Annotated in this window: 15 protein-coding genes and 3 tRNA genes; 7 read left to right on the plus strand and 11 right to left on the minus strand. The window is 70.3% G+C overall.

The window, feature by feature from the left end:
• Positions 1 to 269: 269 nt before the first annotated feature.
• Both AC07EG_RS13115 and AC07EG_RS13120 read left to right on the plus strand, forming a co-directional pair.
• Positions 270 to 1,109, plus strand: a complete 840-nt coding sequence (locus tag AC07EG_RS13115) for a hypothetical protein (RefSeq protein ID WP_478253292.1) — start codon at positions 270 to 272, stop codon at positions 1,107 to 1,109.
• Between the two features lie 75 nt (positions 1,110 to 1,184).
• Positions 1,185 to 2,186, plus strand: a complete 1,002-nt coding sequence (locus AC07EG_RS13120; RefSeq protein WP_478253293.1) for an ABC transporter substrate-binding protein — start codon at positions 1,185 to 1,187, stop codon at positions 2,184 to 2,186.
• A gap of 56 nt (positions 2,187 to 2,242) precedes the next feature.
• Here AC07EG_RS13120 and rplA read toward each other — a convergent pair whose 3' ends face one another.
• The 5 genes from rplA to AC07EG_RS13145 form a co-directional block, all read right to left on the minus strand.
• A complete protein-coding gene (gene rplA / locus AC07EG_RS13125; protein WP_478253294.1) occupies positions 2,243 to 2,962 on the minus strand; it encodes a 50S ribosomal protein L1 in 720 nt (239 codons plus the stop codon).
• Positions 2,963 to 3,120: 158 nt separating this feature from the next.
• On the minus strand, positions 3,121 to 3,555 hold the full coding sequence (gene rplK / locus AC07EG_RS13130; RefSeq protein WP_113695832.1) for a 50S ribosomal protein L11: 435 nt from the start codon (positions 3,553 to 3,555) through the stop codon (positions 3,121 to 3,123).
• 77 nt (positions 3,556 to 3,632) lie between these two features.
• Positions 3,633 to 4,442, minus strand: coding sequence for a transcription termination/antitermination protein NusG (gene nusG, locus AC07EG_RS13135; protein ID WP_478253295.1), 810 nt, complete (start codon positions 4,440 to 4,442; stop codon positions 3,633 to 3,635).
• 82 nt (positions 4,443 to 4,524) lie between these two features.
• Positions 4,525 to 4,938 carry a preprotein translocase subunit SecE gene (gene secE / locus AC07EG_RS13140; protein ID WP_478253296.1) on the minus strand — a complete coding sequence of 138 codons (414 nt, stop codon included), beginning with the start codon at positions 4,936 to 4,938 and terminating at the stop codon, positions 4,525 to 4,527.
• Between the two features lie 31 nt (positions 4,939 to 4,969).
• Positions 4,970 to 5,042, minus strand: a tRNA-Trp gene (locus AC07EG_RS13145).
• Positions 5,043 to 5,220: 178 nt separating this feature from the next.
• Here AC07EG_RS13145 and AC07EG_RS13150 point away from each other — a divergent pair.
• From AC07EG_RS13150 to AC07EG_RS13170, 5 genes are all read left to right on the plus strand, one after another.
• Positions 5,221 to 6,429, plus strand: a complete 1,209-nt coding sequence (locus AC07EG_RS13150) for a pyridoxal phosphate-dependent aminotransferase (protein ID WP_478253297.1) — start codon at positions 5,221 to 5,223, stop codon at positions 6,427 to 6,429.
• Entirely contained in the window at positions 6,429 to 7,316 is an 888-nt protein-coding gene (locus AC07EG_RS13155; RefSeq protein WP_478253298.1) for a TIGR03619 family F420-dependent LLM class oxidoreductase, read from the plus strand. The genes AC07EG_RS13150 and AC07EG_RS13155 overlap by 1 nt, the downstream gene beginning before the upstream one ends.
• A gap of 208 nt (positions 7,317 to 7,524) precedes the next feature.
• Positions 7,525 to 7,875 (plus strand): GntR family transcriptional regulator, encoded by a 351-nt coding sequence (locus AC07EG_RS13160; RefSeq protein WP_478253299.1) that lies wholly within the window; start codon positions 7,525 to 7,527, stop codon positions 7,873 to 7,875.
• Positions 7,872 to 8,807: a hypothetical protein gene (locus AC07EG_RS13165; protein ID WP_478253300.1), complete on the plus strand. Its 936-nt coding sequence runs from the start codon at positions 7,872 to 7,874 to the stop codon at positions 8,805 to 8,807. Before AC07EG_RS13160 ends, AC07EG_RS13165 begins: the two co-directional genes overlap by 4 nt.
• 18 nt (positions 8,808 to 8,825) lie before the next feature.
• Entirely contained in the window at positions 8,826 to 9,731 is a 906-nt protein-coding gene (locus AC07EG_RS13170; protein WP_478253301.1) for an SGNH/GDSL hydrolase family protein, read from the plus strand.
• Here AC07EG_RS13170 and AC07EG_RS13175 read toward each other — a convergent pair.
• The 6 genes from AC07EG_RS13175 to AC07EG_RS13200 all read right to left on the minus strand — a co-directional run bounded on the left by AC07EG_RS13175 (position 9,724) and on the right by AC07EG_RS13200 (position 12,517).
• On the minus strand, positions 9,724 to 10,134 hold the full coding sequence (locus AC07EG_RS13175; protein ID WP_478253302.1) for a MaoC family dehydratase: 411 nt from the start codon (positions 10,132 to 10,134) through the stop codon (positions 9,724 to 9,726). The two genes, AC07EG_RS13170 and AC07EG_RS13175, sit on opposite strands and share 8 nt — an antisense overlap.
• A complete protein-coding gene (locus AC07EG_RS13180; RefSeq protein WP_478253303.1) occupies positions 10,131 to 10,583 on the minus strand; it encodes a MaoC family dehydratase N-terminal domain-containing protein in 453 nt (150 codons plus the stop codon). Before AC07EG_RS13180 ends, AC07EG_RS13175 begins: the two co-directional genes overlap by 4 nt.
• Before the next feature lie 74 nt (positions 10,584 to 10,657).
• A complete protein-coding gene (locus AC07EG_RS13185) occupies positions 10,658 to 11,758 on the minus strand; it encodes a S1 family peptidase (RefSeq protein ID WP_478253304.1) in 1,101 nt (366 codons plus the stop codon).
• Positions 11,759 to 11,980: 222 nt separating this feature from the next.
• Positions 11,981 to 12,145: a 50S ribosomal protein L33 gene (rpmG, locus tag AC07EG_RS13190; RefSeq protein WP_005152047.1), complete on the minus strand. Its 165-nt coding sequence runs from the start codon at positions 12,143 to 12,145 to the stop codon at positions 11,981 to 11,983.
• 174 nt (positions 12,146 to 12,319) lie between these two features.
• Positions 12,320 to 12,392: transfer RNA gene (locus tag AC07EG_RS13195), tRNA-Met, on the minus strand.
• 52 nt (positions 12,393 to 12,444) lie between these two features.
• Positions 12,445 to 12,517: transfer RNA gene (locus AC07EG_RS13200), tRNA-Thr, on the minus strand.
• Between the last annotated feature and the right edge of the window lie 24 nt (positions 12,518 to 12,541).

A 12,541-nucleotide genomic window follows, 5' to 3' on the forward strand; every position in this document is an offset into this window, starting at 1 on the left:
CTCTTGGCTGGTGACCGCCGTGGAGGACTCCCGTGAACGACAAAACGCCCCGGCGCAGACAGGCGCGGGGCGTCGAACGACCACGACGTGGTCGAGCCTCGTTCCTCCTGCGCGGGCCGCCCGCCAAACCTGGGGGACCTTCGTTCCCCGGACTCGCACCCGGGGAAGACCAGCGGTCTTCGGTAGAACCGCCGACAACTATACGTCCCCGGCCGGGGCGTTCCGCACCCACCCTGCTTTTGCCCGCGGAAGACGGGCATCATGAGCACGTGGCGGACCAGCGCGGAGAAGAGCAGCCAGGGGCCGAGGTCGAACCTGCCCGCCGGGCGGAGCCCGCCCCGCCACCGCCGGTCGACCCGGAGCAGCTGCGTCAGTTCCACCAGTTCCAGCAGTTCCAGGAGTTCCTGAAGTACCAGGAGAGCAAGCAGGGCGGTGAGCTGGCCCAGCAGCCGCCCCCGCTGCCCCAGCCCAGCCAGCCGCAGTGGGCACCCCCGCCACCCGAGCCGCCCCGGCGCCGGGCCCCGCGCTGGCTGGTGTGGCTCGGCAAGAAGGTGCTCGGCTGGGTCATCCTGCTCGTGCTGCTCGCCCTGGCCGCCACTTGGGCGTACCACCACTTCTTCCCCGGCGGGGACGAGGAGCTGCCCGCCCCCGAGGCCGGTCGCGGCACCTACAGCGCCACCGAACTGCTCCAGCCCAACCCGTACCGCGCGGTCCAGCTGGTCTACCAGCAGATCGCGCAGAACCGGCCCGACCTGGCCTGCGGCAACCTGGCCAAGCCCGCGCAGGCCAAGTTCGCCGCCGACCTCGGTTTCGCCGACTGCGCGCAGGCGGTCAACCAGCTCAGCACCGAGGTCACCAACAAGACCCAGTACGCGCAGTCGATCCCGTTCAACCGGTCCGGCGAACTGCCCGGCGACGTGCTGGTGATCGATTCCTGCGACTACGAGATCAAGGGCGGCGGGCGCGCGCTGGGCGTGTTCACCGTCGAACGGCAGAAGGTCGACGCCTCGGGTGCGCCGGTCAAGGGCGAGCAGTGGCTGATCACCGGCCACGAACCCGGCCCGGACCCGTGCCCCGGGGGCCGGCCGAGCGCGCCGCCGTCGAACTGACGCTCGTCACAACCGTCCGGATCGGACAGCCGTCGTGGTTAGGGTTGCTTCACCTAACTACGGAGGTTGTGCGAAGTGCGCAGAAAGACGCTCGTGGCGGTGGCCGTCGCGCTCGTTTCCCTGACGGCCTGCGGTTCGGCGGAGCCGGGCGCCGCGCCCGCGTCCGGCGGCTGGTCCTTCACCGACGACCGCGGCACCACGGTGACCGCCGCGGCCACGCCCCAGCGGGTGGTCGCCCAGGTGTCCTCGGCCGCCGCGCTGAAGGACTTCGGGGTGGAGGTGACCGGCACCTTCGGCCCGCTGGTCCGCGCCGACGGCACGGTCGAGCCGGAAGCGGGCAGCCTGGTGCCGTCCGAGGTCACCGACGTGACCGGCCCGGCCTACGGTGAGCTGAACCTCGAACGCCTCGCATCGCTGAAGCCGGAACTGCTGGTCAGCGGCAAGTACGCGGAGTTCCCCGGCCTCTGGCACCTGAAGGAGGACCAGGAGAAGCGCGCGCTGGAGGTCACCCCGACCGCCGGCATCGTGCAGTCCGGCGCCGACCTGCCGAAGACCATCTCCCGCTACAAGGACCTCGCCCGCAGCCTCGGCGGTGACGTGGACTCCGAGCGGGTCAAGGCCGACGAGCAGGCGTTCCAGGCGGCCGCCCAGCGGGTCCGGGACATCGGCACGCGGATGAAGGCGGAGAACCGCAGCATCCTGGCCATCGGTGGCCTGCCCGACCAGTACTTCGTCGTGGTGCCGGGCCGCAACCCCGACCTCGCCTACTACACCGAGGGCCTCGGCCTGCCGATCAGGACGCCGGACGCGCCGGACACCAACGGCGGCGGTTACTTCGAAATCCTGTCCTGGGAGCGCGCCGACAAGTACCAGGGCGACATCCTGATGTGGGACACCCGCCCGGCTTCCATCCCACCGGCGCAGCTCAAGGCGAACCCGGTGTTCGCCGCGATGCCCGCCGCCGCGAACGACCGCTTCGTCGAATGGGACGCCGTCGCCCCGCTCAGCTACGCCAGTTACGCGAAGATCATGAACAAGCTGGCCGACCAGCTGGAGGCCGAGCTCGCCACCCTGTGAACGCGAAGAAGGGGCGGTCCCGCGGGACCGCCCCTTCTTGTTGCCTTCGGCCTGGCTCAGGCGTTCGCGTCCTCGGCGAGGAGGTTGCGGGTGCGAGCCGGGTCCACCGGGATGCCCGGGCCCATGGTCGTGGTGAAGGTGACCTTCTTCAGGTAGCGGCCCTTCGCCGACGACGGCTTGGCGCGCAGGATCTCGTCCAGCGCGGCGGCGTAGTTCTCCACCAGCTTGTCGGTGTCGAACGAAGCCTTGCCGATCACCAGGTGCAGGTTGGCCTGCTTGTCGACGCGGAAGTTGATCTTCCCGCCCTTGATGTCGGCGACGGCCTTGGCGACCGCGGGGGTCACCGTGCCGGTCTTCGGGTTCGGCATCAGGCCACGCGGGCCGAGGATCCGGGCGATGCGCCCGACCTTCGCCATCTGGTCCGGCGTCGCGATCGCGGCGTCGAAGTCGAGCCAGCCACCCTGGATGCGCTCGATCAGTTCGTCGGTGCCGACCGCGTCCGCGCCGGCGGCTTCGGCCTCGGCGGCCTTGTCGCCGGTGGCGAAGACGATGACGCGGGCGGTCTTACCGGTGCCGTGCGGCAGGTTCACGGTGCCGCGGACCATCTGGTCGGCCTTGCGGGGGTCCACGCCGAGGCGCATGGCGACCTCGACGGTGGCGTCCATCTTGGTCTTGGACGTCTCCTTGGCGAGCTTCGCGGCCTCGAGCGGGGCGTACAGCCGCTCGCGGTCGACCAGCTCGGCGGCCTGGCGATAAGCCTTGCTGCGCTTGGTCATGCTTCTGTCCTTAACTAGCGTTTCAGTGGATCAGTTGTGGTCGGAGCCAGCGCCTGGCTCTCCCACGGTGCTTTTTGTCCCGCCTCCGGCGGGACGGCGAAATCGCTGGGAGCTGCTGTCTTCCAGACACCAGCGCGATTTCGCGGGAGCAGCTGAGGTCAGCCTTCGACCGTGATGCCCATGGAGCGGGCGGTGCCGGCGATGATCTTCGCGGCCTGGTCGATGTCGTTGGCGTTGAGGTCGCTCTTCTTGGTCTCGGCGATCTCACGGACCTGGTCCCAGGTGACCTTGGCAACCTTGGTCTTGTGCGGCTCGCCCGAGCCCTTCTCCACGCCCGCGGCCTTCAGCAGCAGCTTCGCGGCCGGCGGCGTCTTCAGCTTGAAGTCGAACGACCGGTCCTCGTACACGGAGATCTCGACCGGCACCACGTTGCCGCGCTGGGACTCAGTCGCCGCGTTGTAGGCCTTGCAGAACTCCATGATGTTGACGCCGTGCTGACCCAGCGCGGGGCCGACCGGCGGAGCCGGGTTCGCGGCCCCCGCCGAGATCTGCAGCTTGATGATCGCTGCAAGCTTCTTCTTCTTGGGTGGCATTGCTTCGTGTCCTTCTCACTATCAAGTCCCCCGCACACCTGCCAGTACGCGGGGACTGCCGGCTCGGTGCCGAGCCGTCAGATCTTGGAGACCTGGTTGAACGACAGCTCGACCGGCGTCTCCCGGCCGAAGATCGACACCAGGACCTTCAGCTTCTGCCCGTCGGCGTTCACTTCGCTGATCGTGGCGGGCAGGGTGGCGAACGGGCCGTCCATCACGGTGACCGACTCGCCGACCTCGAAGTCCACCTCCACGGTACCGCCGCCGAGCGGGGCCTCCACCGCCGCGGTCTCGCCCTTGGCCTTCGCCGGGGCGGCCTTCTCGACCTGCGGGGCGAGGAACTTCAGCACCTCGTCGATGGTCAGCGGCGACGGGCGCGAGGTGGCCCCGACAAAACCGGTGACCCCGGGGGTGTTGCGCACGGCGCTCCAGGAAGCGTCGTTCAGCTCCATCCGGACCAGGATGTAGCCGGGCAGCACCTTGCGCTGCACCTGCTTGCGCTGGCCGTTCTTGATCTCGGTGACCTCTTCGGTCGGCACCTCGATCTGGAAGATGAACTCCTCGACGTCCAGCGTCTGGGTACGGGTCTCGAGATTGGTCTTGACCTTGTTCTCGTAACCCGCGTACGAGTGCACGACGTACCACTCGCCGGGCGCGGCCTTCAGCTCGGCACGCAGCTTGGCGACCGGGTCCTCGTCCTCGTCGGCTTCGGCCGCTTCGGGTTCGTCAGCCGGTTCCGTGGCCGCCGCGTCTTCGGCCGGCTCGTCGGAGCTGTCCGCCTCAACCGGCTCGGTGCGCTCGTCGTCGTTGTCGACGGCCTCGAACACCTGGGCGTCGGAAAGGTCGGTCAGCTCCTGACCGCTGCCTGTGCCGTTGTCGGAGGTCACGTTCCGTCCTCTCAGTTGATCACGTGTCGTACTCGGGGCGTAGCCGTGGCACCGCTGGGTTCAGCGGCGGCCGCCGGCGCGCTCAGTTGCCGAATACGACACCGATGGCCTCGTGGAACACGAGGTCCAGGCCGAAGACCAGGGCCACCATGAAGGCCAGGAAGACCAGCACCACCGCGGTGTAGGTGACCATCTGCTTGCGGGTCGGCCAGATGACCTTCCGCAGCTCGGACCACACCTCGCGGATGAAGCGGGTCAACCGCTTGATCGGAGAGGTCTGCTTCTCCTTGCGATCACGCTTCGGGGTCGGCTTGGCCTTGGCGTCGGACGCCTTGGCGACCGGGCGGGTCTTGTCCCCGTCCTCTTCGGACTTGGCCGCACCTGCCTTGCCGGCTGGCCGGGCGGAGGCGCGACGCTCACGCCGAGCCGCGGCGGTGACCGGACGAGAAGGGCGCTTCGGCTCCTTCTCCTGGTCCTTCTCGCCGTCCTCGCTCACGAACCACTCCTCCGCTTCACCGACTGATACGCAGGGGTGACAGGACTTGAACCTGCAACCTGCGGTTTTGGAGACCGCTGCTCTGCCAATTGAGCTACACCCCTTTGAGCGCAACCGCCGCTCCTGGACGCATTCGACCCTCCCCGCATCCCTGCGGGGACGAGTGTCGGGCGTTCCAAGTTCGGAAGTCTACGGCACGCCTCACCGGCATGTGCAAGCTACCCCTGTCGCGGGGCCGGACCAACTTGTGGCGAAGGGCACCTCTCGTGGAAAACTGGCCCCATGACCACCAGCGGCCGCGTTTCGGCCAGGATCGCCGGCATCAACCCGTCCGCCACGCTCGCCGTGGACGCCAAGGCCAAGGCGCTCAAGGCCGAGGGCAGGCCGGTCATCGGCTTCGGCGCGGGTCAGCCCGACTTCCCCACGCCGGACTACGTGGTCGAGGCGGCGGCCGCGGCCGTGCGGGACCGCGCGAACCACGGGTACACCGCGGCGGCGGGCCTGCCCGAGCTGCGGGAGGCGATCGCGGCGAAGACGCTGCGCGACTCCGGGCTGCGGGTCGAGCCGTCGCAGACGCTGGTGACCAACGGCGGCAAGCAGGCGGTCTACTCGGCGTTCGCCACCCTGCTCGACCCCGGCGACGAGGTGCTGCTGCCCGCGCCGTACTGGACCACCTACCCCGAGTCGATCACCCTGGCCGGTGGTGTTCCGGTGCAGGTCACCGCGGACGAATCGACCGGCTACCTGGTCGGCGTGGAGCAGTTGGAGGCCGCGCGGACGCCGCGGACGAAGGTGCTGCTGTTCAACTCGCCGTCGAACCCGACCGGAGCGGTGTACCCGCGGGAGCAGGTGGAGGCGATCGGCCGCTGGGCGCTGGAGCACGGCATCTGGGTGGTCTCCGACGAGATCTACGAGCACCTGGTCTACGACGGCGCGAAGGCGGAGTCCCTGCCGGTGGTGGTGCCGGAGATGGCCGACCGCACGCTGGTGCTGAACGGGGTGGCGAAGACCTACTCGATGACCGGCTGGCGGGTCGGCTGGATCGTCGGACCGGCGGACGTGATCAAGGCGGCGTCGAGCTACCAGTCGCACCTGTGCGGGAACGTGGCCAACGTTTCGCAGCGGGCGGCGCTGGCCGCGGTGGCCGGGCCGCTGGACGCGGTGGCGCGGATGCGGGAGTCCTTCGACGAGCGGCGCCGGACGATCGTGGCGATGCTGTCGGACATCCCCGGTGTCGACTGCCCGACGCCGGAGGGCGCGTTCTACGCGTACCCGTCGGTGAAGTCGCTGCTCGGCAAGGAGATCCGCGGCGAGCGGCCGGCCGACACGGTGCAGCTGGCGGACCTGCTGCTGCGCGAGGCGGAGGTCGCCGCGGTCCCCGGTGAGGCGTTCGGCACGCCGGGTTACTTCCGGTTCTCGTACGCGCTGGCCAAGGACGACCTGGTCGAGGGCATCAGCCGGGTGGCGCGACTGCTCGCCGAGGCGCGCTGATGCGTCTCGGGATCGGCCTGCCGCACTACGGCGGCCTCGCCGATCCGGTGGGCATCGCCACCTTCGCCGCCCACGCGGAGGAGGTCGGCTACGACTCCCTGTGGGTCGGCGACCGGGTGCTGACCCCGCTCGAACCGAGCGACCGCTACCCGAGCGGCACCCCGGACCGGCCGTACCCGCCCGAGTTCACCAGGTACTTCGACCCGCTGGTCGCCCTGACCGTGGCGGCGACCGCGACCTCGCGGGTCCGGCTGGGCAGCAGCGCGCTGATCGGCACGCTGCACTCGCCGGTCCTGCTGGCGCGGACGCTGACCTCGCTCGACCTGGTCAGCCGGGGACGGCTGGACGTCGGCCTCGGCATCGGCTGGATGCGCTCGGAGTACGCGGCGACCGGGGTGTCGTGGCGGGCGCGGGGCAAGCGGCTCGAGGAACTGGTGGACGCGCTCGTGGCCATCTGGACCGGCGACCCCGTGGCGCACGAAGGCCCGCTGTGGCAGATCCCGCCGTCACGGGTGGACCTGCGCCCGGTGCAGAGCCCGCACCCTCCCCTGCTGCTCGGTGCCCACACCGAAGCCGCGCTGGAGCGCGTCGGCCGCAAGGCGGACGGCTGGCTGCCCGCCGGACGCCCGCTGGACGTGCTGGCCCGCCAGTGGGACGTCGTCCGCGCCGCCGCCGACCGCGCCGGTCGCGACCCCGGCGAGCTGCGCCGCGTCCTGCGGCTGAACCCACGCCCGGGTGTCGAGCTGACCGACGTGGCCACCCAGATCTCCGCCGCGCGCGAGGCGGGTCTCGAGGAGACCTTCGTCGATCTGCACTTCGTCACCCGGACCGCGGCCGAAGCCACCGACCGCGCCGATGAGCTGTTCGCCCTGGTTGCTCGCTGCTGATCACCCCCTTTCCGCGCTTCTCACGCTACCCCGCGGGTCCGGCCGGTTCGGCTTTCGAGCCGGAGTTGTCCACAAGGGAGCCCACCTGTGGACAACTCCCGTGGACAGGCGGGGTTCGAAAGCGGCTGCTGGCCGCCGCGGGCGGAGCCCATGGCAATTGTTCGCTTTGATATAGAACTATCGAGATTGTTCTAGTAGAGTTCGAACTATGTTGGTGCGGGTTGATCCGAAGTCCTCGTTGCCGTTGTTCGAGCAGGTGGCGGCGGCCGTGCGGCGTGCGCTGGCCGAGGGGGAGCTCCAGCGCGGCGAGCAGTTGCCGCCCGCGCGGGAGTTGGCGGCCTCGCTGGAGATCAACATCCACACGGTCCTCCGCGCCTACGCGCTGCTCCGCGACGAGGGCCTCATCGACCTGCGGCGCCGGCGCGGCGCGGTGGTCATCGCCGGCGCGCAGGAGCGCGCCCGGCTGTCGGCGCTGGTGGGCGAGCTGATCACCGAGGCCAAGCGGCTCGGGCTCGACGCCGACGAACTCACCCGGACGATCAAGGAGCGCTACCCGTGAACCGTCTCCGCACCACGCTCGCCACCGCCGGGGTGCCCGGCGCCCTCGCGACGACCCTGGCGCTGCTGTTCGAGAGCTGGCGCGAGCGGCTTCCCGAACCGATCGCCGTGCACTGGCAGAACGGCGTGCCCAGCGGCACCGCCGACGCCGCGGTGTTCGTGCCGATCGTGCTCGCCGTCACGGCGGTGCTGCTGATCGCGTCCAGCCTGCTGTTCACCTGGCGACCGCACCGGCTCGGCATCGGCGTGGCCACCGGCATCGTCTCCCTCCTGCCCGCCGCCGCCCTCGCGGCGCTCGCCGCCAATCTCGACGCCGCCGACTGGCGCCGGGCGGACGACTTCCCGCTGGTGCTCACCGCGCCGGTCGGCGGCGCGCTCGCCGCCGGGCTGCTCGCGGTGCTCATCGCGCCGAAGGGCGGCGTGCCCGCCAGGACCGCGGGGCCGTCCGTCGGCCTGCGGCCGGGCGAACGCGCCACCTGGTCCGGCGGGGCACGCAACCCCCACCTGCCGTGGCTCGCGCTCGCCACCCCGCTCACCCTGCTCGGCGGTGACCTGCCGGGATACGCGTACCCGCTGATCACGGCGGGCGTCGGGCTCGCGCTCTCCGCGGTGTCCCGGCTGCGGGTCCGGGTCGACGACGGCGGTGTCACCATCCGCACGCTGGTCTTCCGCAGGCAGCTGCCGCTCGACCGGATCGCCGGGGCGGACGTGGCCGCGGTCAGCTTCTTCACCGGCCTCGGGCACCGCGTCAACCCGCTCACCGGCGACACCGCCTACAAGGTCCGCGGCGGGGAGGCGCTGCGGATCGACCTGAAGACCGGCCGCAGCGTGTTCGTCACGGTCGACCGGCCGCGGGAAGCCGCCGGACTGCTCAACGACCTACTCGATCGCCGCACCGCGTCACCCGGTACGGGGAGTGCGGCGCGCCCCTGATCGCGTACAAACGATCGTGTGGCGAAGAACGGCGGCAGCGGCTGCCTCCTGTTGGCGGTGGTGCTCGCGGCGGCCGTCGGATTCGGTTACTACAAGACCCAGAACGGCGGCTCCGAGGCACCGCCGGCGCCGCCCGGCTCGGAGATCGGCGGGGGCACCGGGCGCTACGTGGCGCTCGGTGACTCCTACACCTCCTCGCCGAAGACCGGCAAGCAGGCGGGCGAACCCGCCGGGTGCGCGCGCTCGGACAACAACTACCCGCACCTGGTCGCCGCCAAGATCAAGCCGGCCGAGTTCGCCGACGTCAGCTGCAGCGGCGCGGTGACCGGCTCGATCACCGGCTCGCAGAAGACCGGCAACGGCACCAATCCCCCGCAGCTCAACGCGGTCAACGAGGCGACCACCCTGGTCACGCTGGGCATCGGCGGCAACGACGTCGGTTTCATCGGCTTCGCCGCCGACTGCGTCGCCAGCACCCCCAACGCGGCGCCCTGCAAGGAGAAGTTCACCGCGGGCGGCAAGGACCAGCTGGCCGCGAAGATCGACGCCACCGGCGACAAGGTGGCCGAGCTGCTGAAGAAGATCCGCGCCAAGGCACCCAAGGCGCAGCTCGTCGTGGTCGGCTACCCGACCGTGCTGCCCGACGGCGAGGGCTGCTGGCCCGCCCTGCCGGTCGGCGTGCCCGATGTGGCCTACCTCCGCGACGCGCTCGCCGACCTCAACAAGACCCTCTCCGACACCGCCGAGAACAACGACGCCGGCTTCGCCGACACGGCGGGCCCGACCAAGGGCCACGACGTGTGCACGAACCCCGACACGCGCTGGGTGGAGGGCCTGGTGGCCACCTCACCCGCGATCGGCCTGCACCCCAACGCGAAGGGCCAGGAGGCGATGGCCGAGGCCGTGCACAAGGTGGTCAGCTAGGCCGGACCACCGCCTGCGCCTTGCCCAGCACCGACTTGCCGTCGAACTTCGCGGTCACGTCGACGCGGGCGGTGCCGTCCTCGTTCACCTTGGCCACCTTGGCGCTGAACTCGACCAGCGCGCCCTCGGTGTCGTTCGGCACCACGACCGGGCGGGTGAACCGGGTGAAGTACTGGACGAGCCTGCCCGGGTCGCCGAGCCAGTCGGTGATCACCCTGGCACCGAGTGCCATGGTGAGCATGCCGTGCCCGATCACGTCCGGCAGCCCGACCTCCTTGGCGAAGGCCTCGTTCCAGTGGATCGGGTTGAAGTCCAGCGACGCCCCGGCGTAGCGGACCAGCTGCTCCCGCGTCACCCGGACGGACAGCGGCGGCAGTTCCTCACCGGCGGTGAACGCGCTCACGCGGCGGCCTCCCCTCGGACGACCAGCTGGGCGCGCGTGGTGCACACGTGCTGCCCGGCCGCGTCGGTGATCTCCGCGCGCAGGGTGATGAAGTCGTTGCCCGCGCGGGCCATGATCTCGTCGATGTGCACGGTCAGCTCGAGCACGTCCCCGGCGTGCACCGGGCGGCTGTGCCGGAAGTCCTGGTCACCGTGGACCATGCGCGAGTAGTCGAGGCCCAGCTCGGGGTCGCCGACGATGACGTTGATCGCGGCGAGGTTGATCACGGTGAGGAAGGTCGGCGGCGCGATCACGTCGGGGTACCCCGCGGCGCGCGCGGCCGCGGGATCGCGGTAGAGCGGGTTGGCGTCGCCGATCGCGTCGGCGAACTCGGCGATCTTCACCCGGCTGACTTCGTAGGCGCTGCTCGGCGGGTACGACCGGCCGGCGAACGAGGGGTCCAGAGGCACCCGAGCAGGTTACCGGGCACGAGCGGAGCGGGGCACTCCTCACCGTGAGGAAGGCCCCGCTCCTGGGAAAGCACTCAGTTCAGCGACACGCCGTAGGCCGAAAGGGCCTCGGTGACCGGCTGGAAGAACGAGCTGCCGCCGCCCATGCCGGAGGTGATGCCGACGCCGACGCTGCCGGCGAACAGGCAGCCGCCCGAGTCACCGGAGTTGACGCTCGCGCTGGTCTGGATCAGGCCGTCCACCGCGCCCTGCGGGTAGTTCACCGTGACGTCGGTCGCGGTGACCGAGCCGCAGGTGAGGTTGGTGGTGCTGCCGCTCTTGCAGATCTCCTGGCCCTGGGTGGCGTTGCCGGCCGAGGTGATCGCCTGGGTGGAGCCGTTCCACAGGGTCACCGCGCCCGGGGCGTCACCGCTGTTGTTCTGGATCAGGCCGTGGTCGTTGCCGGGGAAGCTGGCCTCGACCGACGGGCCGATGCCGTCCCAGTTGGCCACCGCACCGGTGCAGTGCCCGGCGTCGACGATGTAGTTCTGGCCGCCCTTGTTGGTGTTGAAGCCGGCCGAGCAGCGGGAGCCGCCGCCGGTGATGGCCTCGCCGTTGAGGATGGCCGGGGTCATCTCGCCCGCCACGTGCTGCACGCGGACCTGGTCACCGAGCTTGGCGGCCTCGGCCAGCAGCGCGTCGGCGCCCTGGGCGGCATCGGCGATGGTGACCACGACCTGGTTGGTCTTGTGGTCCTTGCCGATCGAGGTGTGCGCCACCGCGGGCAGGGCTTCGAGCGCGGTCTGCGTGGCTTCGAGCTGGGCGGCCGAGTGCTTGACCACCTTCGCCACCGCACCGGTCGCGGTGACCCGCTCGGCGGCGGCCGCGTCGAGCACGTTGACCACCGGCGTGCCGTCGGCCTCGAAGAAGCCGCCCGCCTGGCGGTCGCCGAGCGCGCCCAGCGCGGTGTTCAGCGTGTTGGCACGGGCTTCCTGGGTGTTCAGCAGCTGCTTCGCCTGTGCTTCGGTGAGGCCCTTCGCGGTGACCGAGGCGATGGCGGCGTCGGCGACCTCGGCCGCGTAGCCGTCGACTCCGGCGGCCGCGGTGGCCGGGGTGAGGAAACCGACCGCCGTGGCTCCGGCCAGCAGCGCGATCGCGGTCTGGGCGATCCGGCGCCGTCCAGGGTTGATCTTCATCCGGCAACTCACTTTCGCAGGGGGACCAACGGAACACCGGCCGTGACCGGCGAAGCACAGTGTGTTTTAGGTCACCCGAAAGTGGTACCAACTTTAGTCGGTAACTTGCCAACCACCATGTAGTAGTTGGTAAATCACCGTTCAAACGCCGAACAGGCCGCCCCCGGTCACGGGGACGGCCTGTTCGTCAGGTCGCGTGCGGGCCGCGCGAGCGCCGAGCGCTCAGCGGGTCTCCTTGTGGGTCCGGTGCGTACCGCAGTTCGGGCAGAACTTCTTCATCTCCAAGCGGTCCGGGTTGTTGCGCCGGTTCTTCTTGGTGATGTAGTTGCGGTGCTTGCACTCTTCGCACGCCAGCGTGATCTTCGGTCGCACGTCGGTCGCAGCCACGGCACTAGCCTCTCTCTACACAGAAAATGACCCCAGCCGCACCCGACAACGCAGGCACCACCCTGGGGGTCCAGGGGGCTCACCCCCTGGCGGGGGTCCGGGGGTTCGACCCCCGGGGCAACGGCGGAGCGAGCAAGGTTCGCGCAGTCCGCGAACAAGGCCCACCCACTCGCGTAGCGGTGGCCGGACTTGAACCGGCGACACAGCGATTATGAGCCGCTTGCTCTGCCAACTGAGCTACACCGCCGCACATGGCCCAAGCCGCGATACGCGCTTACGCATCGCGGCGCAGGTCACCGAGCCCCTTTACGGAATCGAACCGTAGACCTTCTCCTTACCATGGAGACGCTCTGCCGACTGAGCTAAAGGGGCCTGCTCTGTTCTTGCTCGAAAAGA

The sequence above is a fragment of the Amycolatopsis sp. NPDC045836 genome (assembly GCF_056431745.1).